This window comes from Pseudoalteromonas sp. SG43-4, assembly GCF_014164325.1.
Classification (GTDB): domain Bacteria; phylum Pseudomonadota; class Gammaproteobacteria; order Enterobacterales; family Alteromonadaceae; genus Pseudoalteromonas; species Pseudoalteromonas distincta.
Genome location: NZ_JACJFB010000007.1, coordinates 22,692 through 44,273, shown reverse-complemented (window position 1 = coordinate 44,273; position 21,582 = coordinate 22,692). Strand labels below are relative to the sequence as shown.

The 21,582-nt window shown below is 39.4% G+C and carries 20 protein-coding genes; 9 read left to right on the top strand and 11 right to left on the bottom strand.

Translation table 11 applies throughout. From position 1 onward, the window contains the following. The first annotated feature begins 25 nt into the window (after positions 1-25). Positions 26-994: a PstS family phosphate ABC transporter substrate-binding protein gene (locus H5160_RS08795; RefSeq protein ID WP_002962686.1), complete on the top strand. Its 969-nt coding sequence runs from the start codon at positions 26-28 to the stop codon at positions 992-994. A gap of 70 nt (positions 995-1,064) precedes the next feature. Here H5160_RS08795 and H5160_RS08790 read toward each other — a convergent pair whose 3' ends face one another. The 8 genes from H5160_RS08790 to sfsA all read right to left on the bottom strand — a co-directional run bounded on the left by H5160_RS08790 (position 1,065) and on the right by sfsA (position 7,494). Next, on the bottom strand, positions 1,065-1,301 hold the full coding sequence (locus H5160_RS08790; RefSeq protein WP_024597166.1) for a hypothetical protein: 237 nt from the start codon (positions 1,299-1,301) through the stop codon (positions 1,065-1,067). Between the two features lie 33 nt (positions 1,302-1,334). Further along, a complete protein-coding gene (gene panC / locus H5160_RS08785; RefSeq protein WP_024597167.1) occupies positions 1,335-2,183 on the bottom strand; it encodes a pantoate--beta-alanine ligase in 849 nt (282 codons plus the stop codon). Beyond that, positions 2,183-2,977: a 3-methyl-2-oxobutanoate hydroxymethyltransferase gene (gene panB / locus H5160_RS08780; RefSeq protein WP_182737234.1), complete on the bottom strand. Its 795-nt coding sequence runs from the start codon at positions 2,975-2,977 to the stop codon at positions 2,183-2,185. The genes panC and panB overlap by 1 nt, the downstream gene beginning before the upstream one ends. Positions 2,978-3,007: 30 nt before the next feature. Next, positions 3,008-3,493, bottom strand: coding sequence for a 2-amino-4-hydroxy-6-hydroxymethyldihydropteridine diphosphokinase (gene folK / locus H5160_RS08775; protein ID WP_024597168.1), 486 nt, complete (start codon positions 3,491-3,493; stop codon positions 3,008-3,010). A gap of 4 nt (positions 3,494-3,497) precedes the next feature. Then, positions 3,498-4,979 carry a polynucleotide adenylyltransferase PcnB gene (pcnB, locus tag H5160_RS08770; RefSeq protein WP_002962675.1) on the bottom strand — a complete coding sequence of 494 codons (1,482 nt, stop codon included), beginning with the start codon at positions 4,977-4,979 and terminating at the stop codon, positions 3,498-3,500. Between the two features lie 78 nt (positions 4,980-5,057). Continuing rightward, positions 5,058-6,002: a tRNA glutamyl-Q(34) synthetase GluQRS gene (gluQRS, locus tag H5160_RS08765; RefSeq protein WP_182737232.1), complete on the bottom strand. Its 945-nt coding sequence runs from the start codon at positions 6,000-6,002 to the stop codon at positions 5,058-5,060. A gap of 20 nt (positions 6,003-6,022) precedes the next feature. Continuing rightward, entirely contained in the window at positions 6,023-6,466 is a 444-nt protein-coding gene (gene dksA / locus H5160_RS08760; protein ID WP_002962671.1) for an RNA polymerase-binding protein DksA, read from the bottom strand. A 308-nt stretch (positions 6,467-6,774) separates the two neighbouring features. Further along, positions 6,775-7,494: a DNA/RNA nuclease SfsA gene (sfsA, locus tag H5160_RS08755; protein ID WP_182737230.1), complete on the bottom strand. Its 720-nt coding sequence runs from the start codon at positions 7,492-7,494 to the stop codon at positions 6,775-6,777. Positions 7,495-7,617: 123 nt separating this feature from the next. On the opposite strand from sfsA, the gene pepB reads away from it, so the two are divergent. Both pepB and H5160_RS08745 read left to right on the top strand, forming a co-directional pair. Then, the gene (gene pepB, locus H5160_RS08750) at positions 7,618-8,913 is read left to right on the top strand and encodes an aminopeptidase PepB (RefSeq protein ID WP_002962668.1); all 1,296 of its coding nucleotides are present in this window, start codon (positions 7,618-7,620) and stop codon (positions 8,911-8,913) included. A 183-nt stretch (positions 8,914-9,096) separates the two neighbouring features. Next, positions 9,097-9,663: a phosphoribosyltransferase gene (locus H5160_RS08745; protein WP_002962666.1), complete on the top strand. Its 567-nt coding sequence runs from the start codon at positions 9,097-9,099 to the stop codon at positions 9,661-9,663. Between the two features lie 65 nt (positions 9,664-9,728). Here the strand turns inward: H5160_RS08745 and H5160_RS08740 are convergent, their stop codons facing one another. After that, on the bottom strand, positions 9,729-10,385 hold the full coding sequence (locus H5160_RS08740) for a Crp/Fnr family transcriptional regulator (protein WP_002962665.1): 657 nt from the start codon (positions 10,383-10,385) through the stop codon (positions 9,729-9,731). Positions 10,386-10,672: 287 nt separating this feature from the next. Between H5160_RS08740 and H5160_RS08735 the strand changes: the two genes are divergently transcribed. Then, positions 10,673-10,909, top strand: a complete 237-nt coding sequence (locus tag H5160_RS08735; protein WP_002962663.1) for a YgjV family protein — start codon at positions 10,673-10,675, stop codon at positions 10,907-10,909. 355 nt (positions 10,910-11,264) lie between these two features. On the opposite strand, the gene rdgC is transcribed toward H5160_RS08735, so the two are convergent. Both rdgC and H5160_RS08725 read right to left on the bottom strand, forming a co-directional pair. Beyond that, a complete protein-coding gene (gene rdgC, locus H5160_RS08730; RefSeq protein WP_182737228.1) occupies positions 11,265-12,182 on the bottom strand; it encodes a recombination-associated protein RdgC in 918 nt (305 codons plus the stop codon). A gap of 461 nt (positions 12,183-12,643) precedes the next feature. After that, the gene (locus tag H5160_RS08725) at positions 12,644-14,413 is read right to left on the bottom strand and encodes a sensor histidine kinase (RefSeq protein ID WP_024596296.1); all 1,770 of its coding nucleotides are present in this window, start codon (positions 14,411-14,413) and stop codon (positions 12,644-12,646) included. 355 nt (positions 14,414-14,768) lie between these two features. On the opposite strand from H5160_RS08725, the gene H5160_RS08720 reads away from it, so the two are divergent. From H5160_RS08720 to glyA, 5 genes are all read left to right on the top strand, one after another. After that, positions 14,769-15,137, top strand: a complete 369-nt coding sequence (locus H5160_RS08720) for a response regulator (protein WP_024596295.1) — start codon at positions 14,769-14,771, stop codon at positions 15,135-15,137. Between the two features lie 228 nt (positions 15,138-15,365). Further along, a complete protein-coding gene (gene thrA, locus H5160_RS08715; protein ID WP_182725128.1) occupies positions 15,366-17,783 on the top strand; it encodes a bifunctional aspartate kinase/homoserine dehydrogenase I in 2,418 nt (805 codons plus the stop codon). A 9-nt stretch (positions 17,784-17,792) separates the two neighbouring features. Next, positions 17,793-18,728, top strand: coding sequence for a homoserine kinase (thrB, locus tag H5160_RS08710; protein ID WP_182737226.1), 936 nt, complete (start codon positions 17,793-17,795; stop codon positions 18,726-18,728). 11 nt (positions 18,729-18,739) lie between these two features. Then, positions 18,740-20,023, top strand: a complete 1,284-nt coding sequence (gene thrC / locus H5160_RS08705) for a threonine synthase (protein ID WP_039490421.1) — start codon at positions 18,740-18,742, stop codon at positions 20,021-20,023. A gap of 269 nt (positions 20,024-20,292) precedes the next feature. Further along, positions 20,293-21,549, top strand: a complete 1,257-nt coding sequence (glyA, locus tag H5160_RS08700; protein WP_002961763.1) for a serine hydroxymethyltransferase — start codon at positions 20,293-20,295, stop codon at positions 21,547-21,549. The last annotated feature ends 33 nt before the right edge of the window (positions 21,550-21,582 follow it).

Sequence of the window (21,582 nt, the reverse complement as noted above, 5' to 3'; positions counted from 1 at the left end):
GAACGAACAAACCGGAGAACTCTACATGAAATTTAAAAACTTAGTTGCCGCAATGGGTGTGGCTGTTACAACTTTCGTATCTGCACAAGCAGTTGCTCTAGACCAAAATATTCCTGAGTATCAAAAAATTAGTGGTGTTTCAGGCAACTTTTCATCAGTAGGTTCTGACACTTTAGCCAACATGATGACGTTTTGGGCTGAAGAGTACAAACGTATTTACCCAAATGTAAATATTCAGATTCAAGCAGCAGGTTCTTCTACTGCTCCACCGGCACTTACCGAAGGTACAGCTAACCTAGGTCCAATGAGCCGTAAAATGAAATCTAAAGAAATCGAAGCGTTCGAAAAACGTTACGGTTACAAGCCAACAGAAGTTCGCGTAGCTATTGATGCACTTGCTGTATTTGTACATAAAGATAACCCAATTGAAGGTCTTCGTATTGACCAAGTAGATGCTATCTTTTCATCTACTCGTAAATGTGGCGCACCAGAACAAGTTAACCGTTGGAGCGATGTTGGTCTAACAGGTGATTGGGCAGCTAAAGATGTGCAACTTTACGGACGCAACTCAGTATCAGGTACGTATGGTTACTTTAAAAAGAAAGCACTTTGTAAAGGTGATTTCCGTAATAACGTAAATGAGCAACCGGGTTCTGCATCAGTAGTACAGTCAATTTCATCTTCATTAAATGCAATTGGTTACTCAGGTATTGGTTATAAAACATCGGGCGTACGTACAGTACCGCTAGCTAAAAAAGGCGATAACTTTGTTGATGCAACACTTGATAACGTTGCACAAGGTAAATATCCATTATCTCGCTTTTTATACCTTTATGTGAATAAGCACCCAAACAAGCCGTTGTCTCCAATGGAAGCGCAATTCTTAAAAATGGTACTTTCAAAAGATGGTCAGCAAATTGTAGAAAAAGATGGTTATGTACCACTTTCTGCAAAGCTAGTAGAAACAGAACTTAAGAAGCTTGGTTTAAATTAATAAACTATAAGCAATAAAAAACCGCTCATTGAGCGGTTTTTTTGTGCCTAAAACTAAAAACTTTAAGGAATTAAATATTACCTAATTTTTCGGCTTGTGCTTTACATTGATTATAGCTCTCAACACATTTGCCAGAGCATACTTGTTGCTTTAAGCCCTCAGCAGTTGTTTGCTGTTCACAACTACTTTCACACTGGTAGTTTTGTTGAGCACACTGATTCATTTCAGGGTTTTCAACTTGGTTTTGACAACCTGCCAATAGTGCAAAAGTAAGGGCGACTACGCTTGTTTTTATTAAAGTGTGCATGCTTCTTATCCTTAAAATGGAGTCGCAATAATATTAAATTTCGACTTGGATATTGTCGATCAATCTAACACCACCAAAATAGGCTGCGGCTAAAATAACAAATTGAGTATCTTCGATTGTAGCAGTTTTTAATGTATCTCGTTGAGCAATCTCAAAATAGTCTGGTTTTAGGCCTGCTTTCTCTAAACTTTGTTTAGCTAAGCTTTCAAGTTTTACAAAGTCTTTCTCGCCACTTTTAAGTTGCTCAGCGCACGTATTAAGGGCTTTAAATAATACGGTTGCAGTCGCTTTTTGATCATCAGATAAGTAACCATTACGTGAGCTCATAGCAAGGCCAGAAACTTCTCGCATTGTAGGTACACCAATGACTTCAACCGGAATTGATAAGTCGCGTGCCATAGTTTTGATTACTTGTAGTTGCTGAAAATCTTTTTCACCAAAGCAGGCGTAATCTGGTTGCACTAAGTTAAATAACTTAGTTACGATTGTTGCAACACCTCTAAAGTGACCTGGACGTGAGCCACCGCAATAGCCTAATGAAATGTCAGGTACATCTACAAAGCTTTGTGCACCCAGTCCGTTAGGGTAGATTGTTTCTACACTTGGGGTAAATACAATATCAGTGCCTAGTTCAGCAAGGCCTTGTTTGTCTTCGTTTAGCGTACGAGGATAGTTATCTAAATCTTCGTTAGCACCAAATTGCATTGGGTTTACAAAAATACTTACAACGACTTTGTCGGCCAAGTTTTTTGCTTTTTCTACTAGCGAAAAATGCCCACGGTGCAAGTTGCCCATTGTTGGCACAAGCGCCACGCTAAGACCTGCTTGGCGCCATGCTTTAATTTGACTACGTAACGATCTGATTTCAGTTATTGATTGCATTATTTAAACTCATGTTCAGCGCTTGGAAATGCGCCACTTTTAACATCTGTACAATACTTTTGAACGGCTGCAGGCATATTGCCTGTTTCGAGCAAAAAGTTTTTAGAAAATTTAGGAATGTAACCTGCCGAAATACCAACCAGGTCATGCATTACCAGTATTTGGCCGTCAGTTAAGCTGCCTGCACCAATACCAATAGTTGGGATACTTAAAGCGTCTGTAATGCGTTTTGCCAGGGCACTTGGAATACACTCAAGTACTAATAATTGCGCGCCAGCAGCTTCAAGTGCTTTCGCATCATCAATCATTTTTTGTGCTTTATCTTCTTCGCGACCTTGTATTTTAAAGCCACCAAATACATGAACTGACTGTGGTGTAAGGCCTAAATGCCCGCAAACTGGGATACCTTGTTGAGTGAGTACTTTAATGCTCTCGTAAAGCCACTCTCCGCCTTCAAGTTTAATCATGTTTGCGCCAGCGCGCATAAGCTCAGCTGCATTTTTACAGGTATCACTAACGCTTGAGTAGGTCATAAAAGGTAAGTCAGCAATTACAAATAATTCACGACTACCAGCGCGTACACAGCGGGTATGATATGCAATATCTTGATTTGTTACGCCAAGGGTGTCATCGCCGCCTTGTAGTACCATGCCCAATGAGTCGCCCACTAAAATAACTTCAACGCCGTTATTATGAAATAACTTTGCAAAACTAGCGTCGTAGGCTGTTAATGCAGTAATTTTGTTATTTTCTGCTTTCATTTTATTTAAAGTAGAAACGGTTATTTTAGACATAATATCCTCGCAGGCAAAAGCCTAGGTTAATTACAGAGGTAATTGTTGTAAGTCGTTGAGCGGTAAGTTATTTGCAATGGTTTTTAATGCAATGCCGCTAGGTAAAATAAGTTCAGGTGCAAGCTCTAATAGTGGGTAAACCACAAACTCGCGATCACTCAAACCATAATGAGGCACGGTTAAGCGCGCCGTATTTATAATTTGATCATCAAATAATAGGGTATCGATATCAAGTGTGCGTGGACCCCAACGCTCAGCTTTTCTTACTCGACCATGCTCAAGCTCAATACTTTGTGTTAAATCAAGTAATTGCTCTGGAGCAAGGGTCGTTTTAATACAGGCTACGGCATTGATATAGTCTGGTTGATCTTGTGGGCCCATAGGCTTACTTGCATAGTAATGCGATACGTTTACAAATTCACAATTAGGCAGCTTTTTAAGCGCAATTATCGCGTTATCAAGCTGCTCTTTTGGTGAGTTTAGGTTGGCACCTAAACCCAAATAAACACAATGCATGTTATTACTCAGTTGGCTTTTTAGTAGGGCGACGGCGCTTTCGCGGCTTAGGGCCACCTTGATGACCTAAGCTTTTAACCATCTCTTTTTGGCCGTTTATATCTTTACTTAAGTATTGTGTCCACCACTGAGCAAGCTCTGTATGCTGTGTTTCGCCTGCATCTACGCGTAATAATAAAAAGTCGTAAGCGGCTTTAAAGCGAGGCTGTTGCGTTAGCCTGTATGCACGTTGGCCAGCACGTTTATCTAAGCGGTGCTGAATATGCCAAATATCGCGAGCACCTAAAGTAAAGCGCTTAGGAACAGCTATATGCTGTGAATTATCGCTTAGTACTTTATTCATTGCTTGTGCGAAAGCATCGTATTCAGATAATTGCTCTTGGCTTTGAATTTTTTTAGTGCGCTCAAGCAGTGGGAACCAAAGTAGGGCAGCAAAAATAAACGCCGGTGTTACTTTTTTATCGGCATTAATACGCTTGTCGGTATTTTGAAACATTTGCTGAATAAGCGTGTGCTCTAAGCCACTTGGGTTTTTATCTAAAATTTTATCAAGTTCAGGAAAAAGTGAGCGGAATAAGCCGTATTTACGCAGCATTAAAAAGTTAGCTTCGGCCTTGCCGTTTAAAAACAGTTTAAGAATTTCTTCAAATAAACGTGCTGGCGGAATGTTATCAAGCAAGCTTGCAAGCTCGCTAATTGGCTTTTCACTTTTAGGCGCAATGCTCATATCAAGCTTAGTGGCAAAACGTACTGCACGTAACATACGAACAGGGTCTTCGCGGTAACGCGTTTCAGGGTCGCCAATAAGCTCGATTTGTTTAGCTTTAATTGCCGCTAAGCCGTTGGCGTAATCGTGAATACTAAAATCTTTAATTGAGTAATAAAGTGCGTTGATTGAAAAGTCGCGGCGCTCTGCATCTTCTTCAATACTGCCAAATACGTTATCACGTAGTAGTTGGCCCTCATTGCTTGATTGGCTTATTTGATTTTTGTCTTCTTGCGCTTCGTGGTGGCCACGCATTGTTGCCACTTCGATAATTTCACGGCCAAATACAATGTGTGCTAGACGAAAGCGACGACCTATCAGGCGACAGTTTCTAAATAGTTTTTTTACCTGATCTGGAGTTGCATTAGTAACTACGTCAAAATCTTTTGGCTGTTGGCCTAACAATATATCGCGAATACAACCACCAACAAGGTAGGCATCGTAGCCACCGTCTTTTAAGCGGTATAATACTTTGATTGCATTTGGGCTAAATTGTTTGCGAGAAATACCATGCTCACCACGAGTGACAACAATAGGTTCACTGCTTACAGAAGCGCTTTCGGCACTGGTATTCGGGCCGATTATTTGTCGGCAAAATTGAAAAAGCTTGGAAATAATAGTCTGTCTCCTAGAAGGTGTGATTGACTCTGCATCGCAATCAAAAGTTACAGCAAATAGGGCGGTTATAACCCAGTACAAGCTGTTTGACGTAATTAGCATATATTTAGGCGGCTATCATATACCAGCAGGGTTTAAAAATTAAGTTGATGTGTTGAAATTAAGCCGTTTTTAGCTATTTTATTTACTTAAATGTGTAAATTGGACTTTCTGGCTATGTGGATGTTGAGAAATTTGTATTTCGGATACTTGGGGGACCTGTTTTAAGCTAAAGTTTTTAATTCCCCAATTGATTAATTGTTCTATATTTAAGTCGCTTAAATCAGCTATAACAGGTAGCCCTAAAAATTCAAAAGCGCTAATTAAAGCAGGCTTTGGATTTTGCTTACAAATGGCGGGGGCATAATTTTGTTTAGATAGTTTAAAACCGGGTTTGGCAACCGCTAAAGGTAAATGAGCAAATTCAGGTACAGGGCTGTCGAGTTGTTTAAACAAACTAATTTGCCGAGCTGTTGGTTCAATTAAATCTGCGCCTCTTACAATTCGATTTATGCTTTGATCGATATCATCGACGACCACAACAAGTTGATATGCAAATAAACCGTCACTGCGTTTAATTAAGTAATCTTCGTGGGATAATGCACTATTTACCGATATATCACCTTGAATTAAATCACTAAATTGAGTCGTTGGATGTTGCTGAACTAAACGAAGCGCGCCGGATTGAGTATGATGATTAAGTGCTTTGCAATGCCCCTGATAAATACCGCCAATGGCTTTTATCTGCTTGCGAGTACAGGTGCAACCATAAACAAGGTTTTGCTCTAAAAGTGAGTGGGTAATATCTTGATATAAAGACAGGCGCTGTGTTTGGTATACAACAGGTTCATCCCAATAAAGGGCGTAGGCTTGTAAGGTATTTAGAATATCGGAGTCGGCGTTTTTAACCACGCGCGTAGTGTCAATGTCTTCAATACGAACTAACCATTTTCCTTGATTAGCTTTTGCATCTAAATAGCTACCCACAGCCGCTACAAGTGAGCCAAAATGTAATGGCCCAGAAGGAGACGGCGCAAAACGACCGCGATATTTACGCATAGGCGCAGTAACGGCTGTAGGAGACATAACTAACTAATAAGTTTTAATTAGCCGCGTCCAGATTGCTTTTCTTTGATTTCTGCAAGTGTTTTACAGTCTACGCATAAATCGGCAGTAGGACGTGCTTCTAAGCGACGTATGCCAATTTCGATGCCACAAGACTCACAAAAGCCAAAATCATCTTCTTTAATCAAATTAATTGTTTTTTCAATTTTTTTGATTAATTTACGTTCGCGGTCACGAGTACGAAGTTCTAAAGAGAATTCTTCTTCTTGTGCAGCGCGGTCAACTGGGTCAGGAAAGTTAGCAGCTTCGTCTTGCATGTGCGATTTAGTACGATCAACTTCGTTACGTAAATCGTTACGCCAAGTCTCTAAAATTGCTCTAAAATGAGCACGTTGTGCATCATTCATGTACTCTTCGCCTGGTTTTTCTTGGTATGGTTCTAAACCGGCTTGAGCCAATAAACCATGTTTCTTTTGGTCTGGCATAACTCTCTCCTAAATCCTTAATTTAATGCCTCAGCATTAGCCGGCGGTATAAATAACAGAATCTTATACCCTAGGCAAATTTATTTTTAATTAATCGAATTAGCTTCAACCATGCTTACTGAGTAAAAAAGTGTATTAATAGTTTATTTACACTTTTAATTAATTCACATATTCGCTTTCTAAAACTTGCCTTGTTATATGGGCAAAAGCTTTAAAAACAAGTTAATTTTAATAATTCACTTTTTACCACTTTCTATAATTGGAGTACTTTGTAAATTACGCTTAGTTCAATCCGTTGGTTTATTACACTATTCTATAAATGCTATTCTTTTATGAAGTAAGACTCCATTAGCTGAAATTTTGGCTTTGTATGCTAATACTTCAACACCGGCTATTATTGCTTGGTTTAATAACGTGGCGTATTTTTTATCAATATGCGCAGCTGCACTTACGGTATTTATTCCCTCATGCAAAACAGCGAACAGTAATACTGCTCGGTGGCCTTGTTCGATCATTTCTATTAGTTCGCGGATATGTTTTTGTCCACGCAGTGTTTGCGCATCAGGAAAGTAGCCTTGCCCGCTTTGTGGTGCATTTTCGCTTAATAATGTGACTGACTTAACTTCTACATAGCAATCGGGCTTATTTTCGTCTGTGAGTAAAAAGTCGATACGACTGTTTTCGCTGCCGTACTTCACTTCGCTTTGCAATTGACTGTAGTCGAGTAGTTCGCTTATCACATTATTGTTTATTGCTTCTTCTACTACTTTATTAGCCACCGCTGTATTTACACAAATAAGCTGCGATAAGTTATTTTGCGTAAGCTCTAATGAATGCGGGTATTTTCGTTTTGCGTTATCGCTCTTTGAATAAAAAGCAGTAAAGCCTGGCTCAGCGCATCCCGTCATTTTACCTGTATTTGCACAGTGGGCGGTAAATTCGCTGCCATCACTTAATTGTAAATCAGCTAAAAAGCGTTTGTAGCGCTTTAATAATATGGCTGGTTGCAGCGCTGGCGTGTACTTCATAATAACTTCCAAAGCGTAAACACTGCTCAGCAGTGTGATTTATGTTATTTATCTCAAGCTGTTGGGAACTTAAGCGCTCTATAGTAAACTCGGTGGCACATTTAAGTGCAAGGGAATTCTAACATGAGTGAAAAATTTGTTGTTCAACTAAGCGAACAAGCAGCAGCGAGTCATTGGGGCGATAATGCGTCATTGTCTTTTAACGAGCGCGGTGCAACTGTTCATTTATCTGAGCAAGACACATTAAAAAATGTTCAAAAAGCAGGCCGTACTATTGCAAGCCAAGGCGTTAAAAATGTTGAATTAGCAGGTGATACTTGGTGTACAGAAAGCCAGTGGGCTTTTTACCAAGGCTTTGTAACACCAAAATCATTAAACGGTGTTGAGTTTGTTGATAACGCACAATCAGATATTAAAGAACTTGCTCACTTAAAAACGTCAGCAATTTGGGCACGTGAAATGGTTAACGGTACTGCCGATGACATATACCCAGAAAGCCTAGCTGAAAAAGCAGCTGAGTTTATTCAATCATTAGCGCCTGAACATGTAAGTTACCAAATTATTAAAGGTGATGCGTTACTAGAACAACAGTGGATTGGTATTCATGCAGTTGGTCGCGGTAGTGTTCGCCCACCAGTATTGCTTGAGCTTGATTACAACCCAACAGGCGACGAAAATGCACCAGTAAGTGCTGCGCTTGTAGGTAAAGGTATTACGTTTGACTCAGGTGGTTACTCAATTAAATCAAGCGAAGGTATGCTTGGTATGAAGTGCGACATGGGCGGCGCTGCAACAGTAACAGCAGGTTTAGCATTGGCTATTAACCGTGGTATTGAAAAACGTATTAAGCTGTTTTTATGTTGTGCTGAGAACTTAATTTCGGGTCATGCATACAAATTAGGTGACATTCTTACTTACAAAAATGGCACAACAGTTGAAATTGTAAACACGGATGCTGAAGGTCGCTTAGTACTTGCTGATGGCTTAATGGCAGCAGGAGAGACTGGCGCTCCACTTATCATTGATGCAGCAACACTAACTGGAGCAGCGCTTGTTGCTGTTGGCCAAGAGTACAATGCATTATTTGCACTTGATAAAGAACTTGCACGTGAAGTTGAAAGTTTTGCATCTCAAGAAATGGAAGCTGCTTGGCCACTGCCTCTTGAAAAATGGCATCAACAAAACTGCCCATCTCCTTATGCTGATACGGCAAATAGCCGTGCACAAAAGGGTGGCGGTTACGGCGGTGCATCGAATGCTGCAGGCTTTTTATCACGCTTTGTGCCAAACGATGGGAAAGGCTGGGTGCACATAGATTTAGCTGCTGCTTTTAACATGGGCAGTACAAGCCAATGGGCAGCGGGCGCAACAACTCAAGGTATGCGTACGGTTGCTCGTACCCTACAAGAAAAAGCATAATATTTACTAAATTATGCTTTTTACACTATAAATAGGCACCTTTGGGTGCCTATTTTTTAATTTACAGGCAAGCAATTTTATTTCATTTGCGGTAAAATCCGTCGCCAATACCTGTTTGAGTTTAATTTTTGCTTAACTCTAAGCTGCGCTCAAATCTTATATCCACCACTGGGGTTTCTAATTATGTCAGATAAGTGCTACATCACAGCTCAACAGCTGCTTGAAGATTCGTTCCGCGTAGCGGCACAAGTATACCAAGATGGCTTTCGTCCTGATTTTATTATTGGTATTTGGCGAGGTGGTGCACCGATCGGTATTGCTGTTCAAGAATATTACGATTATAAAGGCATTGAGACTGACCACATTGCAGTACGTACATCGTCTTATTACGGTATTGGTAAACAATCTAAAGAAATTAAAGTCCACGGTTTGCATTACATTGTTGAGAACGCAAATGCAGGCGACTCATTATTAATTGTTGATGATGTATTTGACTCTGGTCGTAGTATTGTTGCATTAAAAGAAAAGCTTTCAGAGCTTATGCGCTTAAACTTGCCACGTGATATTCGTATTGCATGTCCGTACTACAAGCCAAAAAACTCAAAAGTAGACACTGTTCCAGATTATTATATTCATGAGTCTGAAGAGTGGTTAGTGTTCCCGCATGAACTATCGGGTTTAACACCGGATGAAATTATTGCAGGTAAATCTGATCTTGTGAAAATTCATGACATTTTGCTAGAGAAGTAATCAGTAATTTGTATAAATAGAAAAAGGCCGTTAAGGCCTTTTTTTATGGGTAAATTTTAAATAACTTAAAGTTGAGCAAAGCTATCTACGTATTCACTTAGCTTTGGTATATCGACTGCTTGTAAGCCATCGTTACTTCTAAGTACCAAGCCTTTTTCGACAAGTTCTGTAACAACACGTCTGTAAGCTCGCTCAGTGGTAGCAAAGCGTTCGGCTTCAGCATTTACAGTTGGATAGGCTCTAAGTAGCGTAGGGTTGTTGTTCTCGGCTCTTAGTAAGCAATCTTTGGCTATGTTGTAGCTCAATGGTAGTAGTAGCTTATCTAAATTGATTTTTTGGTTTTCCTGAAATTTAGCCGCAATAGTTTGTGCGGTGTATAAACTCAGTTCTGGTTTTTCAAGCAGCAGAGCACGCCAATGTCTTAATTCAATAAGATTATAAGTTACATCGCTAAAGCACGTTACCGTATAAATACACGGATTATTATTTAGCGCTTCTATTTCACCAATAAGGGTGTTGTTACAATCCAATTGTCCTAACAGCAGGCGTCGTCCATTACCTACGTCGTAACTAAACGACACAGTGCCACTGCGTACAAGCACAAGCTTGCTTAAAGGCTGATCTTGATGGATCAGAACTTCTTTTTTTGATTGTTGATAGCTACTACCGGCAAAGGTTAAAAGCTGATCAACAAGGTAACTAGAAAAATGGTATTGAAACATCAATGTGCTCTTCGGACATTTGTCCTATTTATTACATCTTAATGACGTTAGCATTAAGACACTAAGAATTTACGCTAACTTGCTACTAATATTATTAGCTTTGCTAATAGTATTATTTTACCTTCATTTCCCGTGTAATGATTTAAGAATTTGCTGGTATTTTCCGGCAAACTTTTTCAGGTTTTTAAGCAAGTTAGCTTTTTTATTTTGTTGTAACTTTGCAATACTTATAAGTGCCATAAGTTAGCAGTACATGTAATGCTAACCTAAAGGCTAGGAGAGAACAATTGAGTTGGGAATATTTAGGCTATATTGCATCAGCTTTATTGGTTGCATCGTTAACAATGACAGATGTAGTAAAACTGCGTTGGTACAACATGTTTGGTTGTATTGTATTTACTGCATACGGTGTTGCCATTGGCGCAGTACCTGTTATTTTTACCAACGGCTTATTGTCGCTTGTAAATTTATACCACATTATAAAAATATATCGCCAACCTAAAGTTGAAGACGCTAAAAGCTAAAATAAGTTATCTGCACAAATAAGTTAATGATTTCAATTAAAATCAAAATTTCAGTTTTTGTGCATTCCGGCTTGAAGTGAATACAGATAATCTCATATCACTCTACATAACTTTCCTTTGAACCTTGCTGTAAGCTCTTACTTAAAAGATGATTACATTAGGTTTTAATACGCCGAACGTTAGCTAAATTCTGTTCGCGGATAACAAATATATAAATAAGTGCTTCTAAAAATTCCATTAAAAAATCCGATAGCAGTAAACTGCTATCGGATTTTTTATCTGTTATACCAACCTGCTTATATATGAATCTATTTAAAGCTTCAAAGCGCTTAAATATTTATGTAGGTTGTGGTATTTACGCTTTTTCTAAATCTTCAACGTCACCTAAGCCAGCGGTTAGTTCTTCAAGTAATTGCTTTATTTCCTCAGAAGCTAAAATAAAGTCAGCATCAAGTTTTAAAGCCATATCTTCTTTAGGAATATCTGCGTTCTCTTCTTTTAGAGTTTCAGAGTAACTTAAACGCTTGATAGAGCCATCGTTTTGCAGCATAAACTTAAGGCGTTCTTGCCAATTAAGTGCCAGTTTAGTTACGCGTTTACCACTTTCTAAGTGCGATTTAACCTCATCACATGCCAGATCATGGCCTTTTAGTTTTACTTGTGCACCGCTGTCGTCAGCTTCTTCAAGCTCAGCGTTAGAGCCAATAGCAAAGCCTTCTGGTGTACTAAAGTTAGTTAACCAATCAGTTAAGAATACATCTAGGTCGTAGTTAGCAAACGCAGGTACAACTGGGAGCGTTCCTAACGATTTACGAAGTAGTGCCAGTAGCTCTTCAGCTTTATTAAAGCTGCCACTATTTACAACCACCCAGCCATTTTCTTGGTCAATAAAGGCAAATTGTAAGCTCGACTTTTTAAATGCCTGGGGTAGAAGAGTATGAAGAATGTTTTCTTTTAATTCGTCTTTTTCTTTCTTTTTAACAGGGCGGTTTTCTTCGGCTTCTATCTGATCAATTTTCTCAGCAACTAGTTCGTTGATAACAGAAGCAGGGAGTACTTTTTCTTCACGTTTTGCGCAAACTAAAATACTTTTTTGAGAAAAATGCGATAGTGTTTCGCCATGCTTTCCAAACGCTTTCGTCCAACCAAATGTTGCAAGCTCTTGACCAGTACATGGGCGAAATAAATCTTGCTCTAATGCTTTATCAAAATCTTCTTGGGTGTATGAAACGTCTTGCTTAAAGCGGTAACAAATAAGGTTACTAAACCACATAGGGGAATTGATCCATTTGAAAAATTTGTCCAATCATAGCAATAAAAACAGCATCTCGAAATGACTGATTTGTTACTAGGGCGTGTTGAACTTTATGGATTGAAATTTGTTCAATCCAAGGGAGATTAAATCGCGGCGTGAGGTTTGTAACCTAGCGGGCTCGGTAACTGCTCCTGCGTTACCCTACTGGCTTACACCCATGTAAGAATAAGTAAAAACCGAGCAAAGCTTCCGGGTCCTGCTCACGCCCCTTACCTACATCCATGTAGGCAACAAAGAGTTAATCGTCCCTAGATCGAGCTCAAAGGGCAGCGCATGTTTGGTATTTATGCTGCGTTATCGCCTATTTATGGGGAATAACCACACTACATAGGCTCTGCCTTGCCTAAAAACCAAACATATTGCTGCAAATTCAACCACCAAAGAACAACACGCCCTAATAATTTAATGCATATACTTTTTTATTCATATTTATCAAAAATAGGCATTGGCTTAGCCATGTTCTTTGGAAATTGAATATAGTAACGCAGACCTTTACCAGGTTCACTCGTTGCATCAATAGATCCACTAAGAGTTTGTTTAACTAAATTAAACATTATATGGGTACCTAATCCGCTTCCGCCCTCATCGCGTTTAGTCGTAAAGAATGGGTCAAACAATTTTTTCAATTGCTCACTGGTAACTCCGTTACCGTCATCTTTGTAATCAATCGTTAAGTTAGTGTCATCTGCGCTTATTTTGATATCCATCACACCGTTGCTTTTACCTTCAAAGCCATGAATGAGTGAATTCATAATTAAGTTAGTAAAAATTTGGCTGATGGCGCCTGCCGGTAAATTTAAAACTAAATCATCAGGGCATTCTAATTTTATTGTATGGGATGTCTTTTTTAGTTTTGGATGCAGTGAGCGTATTACTTCGTTAGTGTAATCTTTAAAGTTAATAGTTCTTACAGCTTCACTGGCCTGATCGACCGCTATTTGCTTAAAGCTAGCAATAAGCTCTGAGGCTCTATCTAAGTTAGTGGTTAACAAGCTTGTACTTTGTTTTGCTTCGTTAATAAATTCTTCTAGTGCTTTTGGTGAAAGTGTTTTTTCACTATAAGCACTTTCGAGTTTATTTAAGCGTTCTTGCAAAAACGATATTGCCGTTACACCTATCCCAATAGGGGTGTTAATATCATGCGTAATACCCGCCACAAGCCCGCCTAGTGCGGCCATCTTCTCTGTGCCCAATAAACGTTCCTGTGCAAGGCTTAATTCCTCTATATAACGCTGAGATTCAGTTTGTTTTGTAATTAGCTCTTGCTCTGTGCTGCGGCGTAAGTCTATTTCTTCAGTGAGCACAATTTTTTGCTTCTCAAGTTCGTATTTTTGCTGTTGTAATTCCATCATTGCTTGGCTTAAGTTTGATGTTTTACGGGCTACGTCTTGCTCAAGTTGTATGTTGTGATGATCGAGCTTTTCGTTACTAATAATAAGTTCTTTTTGGGTGTGCTCAAGCTCTTTTCTGTACTGAACCACTTTATCTATTAGTTTGTTAAACGACTGCTCCATTACTTTTAGTTCGTTATGCTCCTCTGTTTCTATTTCTATGTGTTGTCCTTCTAGCTCATCTAATTCTAGGTTTTCTAGTTGCTCAGTAAGCTCAGCTAAGGGATCTGTAAGAAGCTTTCTAAATGCCATTAAAAATAAAATGATTAAAAAGGTAGTTTTAATCATCGCATTACCAATCAAAAAGTAGATTGATACCATAATTCGGCTTAAAACAACTTCTCGGCTAGAGAACAAGGTAACGTCGCCCACTTGGGTAGCACGGCCAGAAAATTCAAAAATAAGTGGAAAGGTGTAACCAAACAGACCGGATTTTGCGTCTTCTAAAATAGCTTCTTCTTGTACTAACTGTTGGTTATATAGCTTATGTATGTCGAGCGAGCGCCCTAACTGTGAAATAATTTCGCCGCTGTCGTCTCGAACAATAATCCCTTCAATCATGGGAATGGCGAGTAAACCTTCTGCTGTTGTAATTGTTTGCTTGGTATTAAGCTCCCAAATTGCACGTGTTAAGCTACGACTAAAGGTTTTTTGTAATGTACTTAATTCATCACGTATATAGTCTTTAGTATTGAGATATTCAGCAAGCACCTGTCCGCAAGTCACTACGAAGGTAAGCAAAAAATAAACGGATAAAACGCTTGTTAGCAGCTTCTTAGAAAGGCTTTTTTGTAACATGAGTGACTTGTTCATCCTTTGTTATTTTTGTAACGTTACTATTGTAATTTAAAAGTTAGTCAATAAACCTCTAAAAATAAATAAAAAAGTTAAAATTTAATAAGATAAATCTAATTAAGTCGGTATGTAGTATTAATGTAATTAAACTCAGCTATGAATTAGTAAATTTGCTAGACGTTAAGTTTTGTAAGTTTGATTAGAATTTAGTTTCGTTAATCATATTTAAATGAGTTAATTCTATATTTATCATTGCATTGAATTATTAATGCGCTAAGTATTTAGATGCGTGTTAAAGTGTCCTGAGTGCAAAGAAAGATGGTCTTTTAATAACTTTGATGGTTGTGTAGTAGTAAACATGATGAAATTTTCGATATTAGTCTGTGATGATTCTGCTGTTGCTCGTAAACAAGTCGTGCGGTGTTTAAATGAGTGTATAGACGCAGATATACAACAAGCTATAAATGGAGCAAACGCCCTCGATCTTTTAAGAGCACAAAACTTTGATTTACTGTGCCTAGACCTCACCATGCCAGAGGTTGATGGTATACAAGTACTTGAAACTATAAAAACAGAAAAAATAGAGTGCTTTGTGTTGGTTATTTCTGCTGATATACAGGAGAAAATGAAGCAACGAGTCGCCCAACTTGGCGCAATTGATTTTATTGATAAACCTATTAATAAATCAAGCTTGAATGAAATATTGCATAAATTTGGCATTCATTAGGTTTTTTCATGTTAAAAAAGGCTGTTTTATCTTTTAATTTAGGGTTGACAGCATAGCCTTTGTTAAGGCAGTCTTAACATATGAAAACAATTAATCGCGTACTGACCATTATTATTACAACCATCATTCTTACTGGATAGTGGCATAGGTCGGTGCAACAAATTTAAAGGCCTGTGTTCACTTAGAACACAGGCCTTTTTTCGTTTTATGGGATGAGGAACATAAACAATGCGAGTTTTAAAATTTGGTGGGTCTTCACTTGCCGATTATGCATGCTTACAACAGGTAGCTCAGTTAGTTAAAGCACAGTTAAAAGATGAAATGTTATTGGTGCTTTCTGCTCCAGGTGGAATGACCGATTCGCTAGTTGCACTTGCAAGTGCTGCAGAGCAAGGCTTAGATTTTTCGCAGCAATGGCAAGCATTAGCGAGTCGTTGTGAGGGCTTAAAAGCTGACGTTGAAAAAAGTGGCGTAGTAGTTACAAGCTGGCCAGACCTAAGGGAACTTAAAAATAAATTAGATGGCGTGTCGCTTATACAGTGTTGCCCTGATCAAGTTCGCGCATTTGTAATTAGCTTTGGAGAGCGCGTTAGCGTTTCTTTAATGCAGGCTTTATTGAGCTCACAAGATGCAAGGTACTTAGAAGCAACAAGCTGTATTGCTTCAACAGGTGGCTACATTGATGCAGAAGCTGATTTAGTGGCAAGTAAAGCTCGCTTTCAAGCTGTGCTTAAAGAAAGCCCTGCAACTATTTATATTATGCCTGGTTTTACGGCGAGTAATGATAAAGGTGAGCTTACAACGCTTGGCCGTAATGGCTCAGATTACTCAGCAGCTATTGCTGCGGCATGTTTAGAAGCTGAGATTTGCCAAATTTGGACTGACGTTGATGGCGTATATAGCGCTGATCCTCGCTATATTAAAAAAGCCACTAAAGTAGATTTTTTATCTTATAAAGAAGCGATGGAGCTTTCTTACTTTGGTGCAAAAGTACTTCACCCAAAAACAATTTTACCGTGTGCTAAAGCAGGCGTGCCATGTGAAATTAAAAATACGCATAACCCAGACGCACAAGGCTCATTAATTGGTAACGATTATTCATCTGATGAGCCCGTAAAAGCGCTTTCTAGCTTACAAGACCTTGCAATGTTAACTGTTTCAGGCCCAGGCATGAAAGGTAAAGTAGGCATGGCGTCTAAGGTATTTAACGCGCTTGCTCACGATAACGTATCAATTGTATTGATCACGCAATCATCATGTGAATTTAGTATTAGTTTTTGTGTGCACGAAACAGACCTAGCACTTGCACTCGATGCGCTACAAACTGCATTTGAGCTTGAATTACAAGCAGGGCTTATTGAGCCTGTACAAGTACAACGTAATTTAGCCATTGTTACTTTAGTGGGCGACAACATGCGCGCACACCGAGGCTTAGCGGCTAAGTTTTTTGCATCGCTTGCACAAGCGCAAGTAAATATTGTGGCAATTGCACAGGATTCTACAGAAAGTGCTATTTCTGCGGTAATTGATGGTGAGTTATGTAATGACGCTGTAAAAATATGCCATGAAAACTTTTTCACGCATGTGCCGTCAATTGATGTGTTTTTACTAGGTTGTGGCTTAGTAGGGCAAGAGCTTATTAATCAGCTTGAGCGTCAGCAAGCTTGGCTTGAAAAGCGTAATATTAAACTTAACTTGTATGGTGTTGCTAACTCTCGTCAATTACACCTTGATAACGAAGGCATCGCTTTTAGTGATTGGCAGCAAAAATTGGCCTCATCTGAGCAAGCATTTGATTTAAAATTAGTAGAGCAATTTGTTAAGCAAAACCACTTAGTGAATCCGGTATTAGTAGATTGTACATCTTCAGATGCACTTGCTGCGCAGTATGTAGACTTTTTAAATGCAGGTTTTCATGTGGTTGCAGCTAATAAAAAAGCGACAACAAGCTCATACACGTATTACCAAGATTTAATAGCTGCTACGCAAAAGAATAATCGTAAATTTTTATACGAAACTAACGTTGGTGCAGGTTTACCAGTAATCGATAACTTGCAGTCATTATTTGGTGCCGGTGATGAGTTACTAGAGTTTAGCGGTATTTTATCAGGCTCACTTTCGTATATGTTTGGTGCACTTCAAGATGGTTTATCACTTTCTGAGGCAACTATTAAAGCTAAAGAAAGCGGTTTTACTGAGCCAGATCCTCGTGATGATTTATCGGGTACCGATGTAGCACGTAAGTTACTGATCATTGCTCGCGAAGCCGGTATGAAGTTGGAGCTAAGCGATATTGAAGTTGAGTCAGTATTACCACAAGGTTTTGCACAAGGTGATAGCGTTGATGAGTTTATGGCAAAACTACCAAGCCTAGATGCTGATTTTAATGACCGCATTCAAAGTGCTGCGAGCGAAGGAAAGGTACTTCGTTATGTAGGTACAATTAAAGAAGGTCACTGTAAAGTAGGTATTGAGGCTGTTGATGAAAAACATGCGCTTAATGTAATTCGCGATGGCGAAAACGCGCTTGCTATTTTAAGCCAATACTACCAGCCACGTCCGTTTGTAATTCGTGGTTATGGTGCCGGCTCTGAAGTAACAGCAGCGGGTGTATTTGCTGATATTTTAAAAACACTATCGCGCTAGGAGCTCGTTATGATTGAAGTATATGCTCCGGCGTCTATTGGTAATTTTGCAGTGGGTTTTGATGCACTTGGCGCAGCGCTTGCGCCAATTGATGGTAGTTTATTAGGCGATGTAGCCGTTGTAAGTGCAGCACCAAGTGACGAATTTATTTGCATTGGCGACTACGCTCACAAGTTACCAAGTGATGCGAATGAAAACTTAGCGTACCAGTGTTTAGTACATTTTAGAGCGCATGTTGCGCCTGATATGCCAAGCGTAAAGCTCGAGCTTAAAAAGAATTTACCAATTGGATCTGGACTTGGTTCTAGTGCATGCTCGGTCGTGGCTACCTTTGCTGCCCTTGATAAGTTTGCACAAACTAACTTAAGTCAGGTTGAGCTTATTGAGCTTATGGCTGACTTTGAAGCTGTAGTGAGCGGTGGTCGTCATTACGACAACATCACGCCATGCTATTTAGGTGGTTTGCAATTAACAGGTGATTTAATCCCTGATAAATCGATTGCACTGCCTGTTGATGAAAATTGGTACTACGTTGCTGCGTTCCCTGGTTTTTCACTCAACACTGCAAAAGCGCGCTCGGTTTTACCAAAAGAGTTGAGCATGCATGCAAGTGTTGAGTTTGCACAGCGTTTATCGGCATTTAGTAGCTTACTGTTGACTAATCGTTTTGACGATGCACTGAGCATAATGAAAGATGAAATAGCAGAACCTTACCGCGCACCGCTTATTAAAGGTTTTAGTGAAGCCAAAGCAAGCTTACCAGCGTTGGGCGCTGAAATAGTGAGTATTTCGGGCGCAGGACCTACCTTGTTTAGTGTATGTAAAACACTTGAAGCTGCACAGCAATGCGCGCAGTGGTTAGAGGCAAATTACATTAACGAGCAAGGCTTTTGCCACATTTGTAAATTAGATAACGACGGCACGCGTCAATTAACAGTTTTATAGGATAGGTAGTCATGCAATTACATAATTTAAAAGATAGCTCACAAAAAGTGTCGTTCGTTGAAGCCGTAAAAACAGGTTTGGGTCGTAATCAAGGTGTGTTTTTCCCTGAATCCCTTGCCCCACTGTCCGATGTTGATGCTTTGCTTGATATGGACTTTGTTACACGCAGTGGCAAAATATTATCTCACCTAATTGGTGATGAGCTGCCTAGCGACACTGTGGCACAAATGGTTAAAAATGCATTTAACTTTCCAGTTAAGCTGGTGGAAGTTGAAGAGAATACATACTGCTTAGAGTTGTTTCATGGTCCTACGCTTGCGTTTAAAGACTTTGGTGGTCGCTTTATGGCTGAGTGTTTAGCGCAATTTAATAAAGATGAAAAAGTAACTATTTTAACCGCAACATCGGGCGATACTGGTGCAGCCGTTGCACATGCTTTTTATAACAAGCCGAATATCGATGTTGTCATCTTATATCCTAAAGGCAAAATTTCACTTGCTCAGCAAAAGCTATTTACTACGTTAGGTAACAATATTCATTGTTACGCAGTTGATGGCAGTTTTGATGATTGCCAAGAGTTGGTTAAAAATGCCTTTTTAGATGAAGAAGTTAAATCAACACTTGGGCTTAATTCTGCTAATTCAATTAATATTAGCCGTTTAGTTGCTCAGGTTTGTTATTACTTTGAGGCCATTGCACAACTACCAAAAGAAAAACGCGCAACAGCGCATATATCAGTGCCAAGTGGCAACTTTGGTAATGTATGTGCTGCAATGATTGGTGCGGTTATTGGCTTACCTGTAGGTAAATTAAGTGCAACCACCAACCAAAATGATACTGTGCCGCGCTTTATGCTTGATAAAACCTGGACGCCAAACGCAACACTTGAGTCGCTTTCAAATGCAATGGATGTAAGTAAGCCAAACAACTGGCCGCGTGTGCAAACAATGTTAGATAATAACTGGTTTAGCTACGATAATTTTTATTCAACTAGCGTAAACGAGGAAGACACGCAATCGGTGATGAAAAAAATTCAACAAACGGGTTATGTTGCAGAGCCTCACACTGCTATTGCGTACCAAGGTCTTGTTGAAAATCGAGCGCCTGGTGCAGCGGGCATCTTTTTAGCCACAGCTCACCCTGCTAAGTTTAAAGAAAGCGTAGAGGGTATTTTAAATATTGAATTAGGTATGCCAAAACCACTTAGCGACGCACTAGCAAAACCATGCCTAGCAAGCGATATAAAGGCCGATTACGACGCATTACGTACAGAAATACTTGCTAAACTTGGCTAAGTTAATTAATTCAAAAAGGCGGTTAAGCCGCCTTTTTTTATAACTTTAGGCTTTTAAATCTAGTGAGTTGCATTTACTAATTAAATGTAGGAAATAGCATTCATTTAAAATCGTTATGGTTTTATAAGAAAATATCATCTTAAAAAGTCTGTGAAATAGTTTCAATCCCTGTTTAAATATCCTCAACTTAAGAGCGTAGGCAAAGAGTCGTTTAAAGCGTACAATAAAGCCTCTAAAAAACACCATACACGTTGCCCTAGGAGACCCCAATGTTAGAACGTAGCATGAATATTTCGGATTTTGATCCAGAGTTATTTGACGCGATAAACAAAGAAACTGCTCGCCAAGAAGAGCACATTGAACTAATCGCTTCAGAAAACTACTGTAGCCCACGCGTACTAGAAGCGCAGGGTTCACAGCTTACAAATAAATACGCAGAAGGTTACCCTGGCAAACGTTATTATGGCGGTTGTGAGCACGTTGATGTTGTTGAGCAATTAGCAATTGACCGTGCTAACGAGTTATTTGGTTCTGACTACGCAAACGTACAACCACATGCTGGTTCGCAAGCTAATGCTGCTGTTTTTCTAGCGCTATTAGAAGCAGGCGACACTGTACTTGGTATGAGCTTAGCTCATGGTGGTCACTTAACTCACGGATCACACGTAAGCTTCTCTGGTAAGCTTTACAATGCAATTCAATACGGACTAGATGAAACAACGGGCGAAATTGATTACGCACAGGTTGAAGCACTAGCACTTGAGCATAAACCAAAAATGATTATTGGTGGTTTCTCAGCGTACTCAGGTATTGTTGATTGGGCTAAATTCCGTGAAATTGCTGACAAAGTAGGTGCTTACCTGTTTGTTGATATGGCTCACGTTGCAGGTTTAATTGCGGCAGGCGTTTACCCAAGCCCAGTTCCTCATGCACATGTTGTAACTACAACTACGCATAAAACACTTGCTGGTCCTCGTGGTGGTTTAATTATCTCTGCATGTGGCGACGAAGCAATCTATAAAAAGCTTAACAGCGCAGTTTTCCCTGGTGGCCAAGGTGGTCCTTTATGTCATGTTATTGCAGCAAAAGCAGTGGCATTTAAAGAAGCGCTTCAACCAGAATTTAAAGTATACCAAACACAAGTTGTTAAAAACGCAAAAGCAATGGTTGCTGTAATGCAAGAGCGCGGCTACAAAATTGTATCTGACAAAACTGAAAACCACTTATTCCTACTCGATTTAATCGATAAAGATATTACTGGTAAAGATGCAGATGCAGCCCTTGGTAACGCTAACATCACAGTTAACAAAAACTCAGTGCCAAACGATCCACGTTCTCCGTTTGTAACATCTGGTTTGCGTATTGGTTCTCCTGCAATCACTCGTCGTGGTTTCAAAGAAGAAGAATCAAAAGAGCTTGCTGGCTGGATTTGTGACGTACTAGATAACATCACTGATGAATCTGTACAGGCGCAAGTTAAAGAAAAAGTTAAAGCAATTTGTGCAAAATTACCTGTATACGCTTAATTGCATAAGCAGCAGTAATTTAGATCACATAGG

Excerpts from the sequence above, each read along its gene's own strand:
- H5160_RS08795 (WP_002962686.1), top strand. The coding sequence starts at position 26 with ATGAAATTTAAAAACTTAGTTGCCGCAATGGGTGTGGCTGTTACAACT.
- H5160_RS08790 (WP_024597166.1), bottom strand. The coding sequence starts at position 1,301 with ATGCACACTTTAATAAAAACAAGCGTAGTCGCCCTTACTTTTGCACTA.
- panC (WP_024597167.1), bottom strand. The coding sequence starts at position 2,183 with ATGCAATCAATAACTGAAATCAGATCGTTACGTAGTCAAATTAAAGCA.
- panB (WP_182737234.1), bottom strand. The coding sequence starts at position 2,977 with ATGTCTAAAATAACCGTTTCTACTTTAAATAAAATGAAAGCAGAAAAT.
- folK (WP_024597168.1), bottom strand. The coding sequence starts at position 3,493 with ATGCATTGTGTTTATTTGGGTTTAGGTGCCAACCTAAACTCACCAAAA.
- pcnB (WP_002962675.1), bottom strand. The coding sequence starts at position 4,979 with ATGCTAATTACGTCAAACAGCTTGTACTGGGTTATAACCGCCCTATTT.
- gluQRS (WP_182737232.1), bottom strand. The coding sequence starts at position 6,002 with ATGTCTCCTACAGCCGTTACTGCGCCTATGCGTAAATATCGCGGTCGT.
- dksA (WP_002962671.1), bottom strand. The coding sequence starts at position 6,466 with ATGCCAGACCAAAAGAAACATGGTTTATTGGCTCAAGCCGGTTTAGAA.
- sfsA (WP_182737230.1), bottom strand. The coding sequence starts at position 7,494 with ATGAAGTACACGCCAGCGCTGCAACCAGCCATATTATTAAAGCGCTAC.
- pepB (WP_002962668.1), top strand. The coding sequence starts at position 7,618 with ATGAGTGAAAAATTTGTTGTTCAACTAAGCGAACAAGCAGCAGCGAGT.
- H5160_RS08745 (WP_002962666.1), top strand. The coding sequence starts at position 9,097 with ATGTCAGATAAGTGCTACATCACAGCTCAACAGCTGCTTGAAGATTCG.
- H5160_RS08740 (WP_002962665.1), bottom strand. The coding sequence starts at position 10,385 with ATGTTTCAATACCATTTTTCTAGTTACCTTGTTGATCAGCTTTTAACC.
- rdgC (WP_182737228.1), bottom strand. The coding sequence starts at position 12,182 with ATGTGGTTTAGTAACCTTATTTGTTACCGCTTTAAGCAAGACGTTTCA.
- H5160_RS08725 (WP_024596296.1), bottom strand. The coding sequence starts at position 14,413 with ATGTTACAAAAAAGCCTTTCTAAGAAGCTGCTAACAAGCGTTTTATCC.
- H5160_RS08720 (WP_024596295.1), top strand. The coding sequence starts at position 14,769 with ATGATGAAATTTTCGATATTAGTCTGTGATGATTCTGCTGTTGCTCGT.
- thrA (WP_182725128.1), top strand. The coding sequence starts at position 15,366 with ATGCGAGTTTTAAAATTTGGTGGGTCTTCACTTGCCGATTATGCATGC.
- thrB (WP_182737226.1), top strand. The coding sequence starts at position 17,793 with ATGATTGAAGTATATGCTCCGGCGTCTATTGGTAATTTTGCAGTGGGT.
- thrC (WP_039490421.1), top strand. The coding sequence starts at position 18,740 with ATGCAATTACATAATTTAAAAGATAGCTCACAAAAAGTGTCGTTCGTT.
- glyA (WP_002961763.1), top strand. The coding sequence starts at position 20,293 with ATGTTAGAACGTAGCATGAATATTTCGGATTTTGATCCAGAGTTATTT.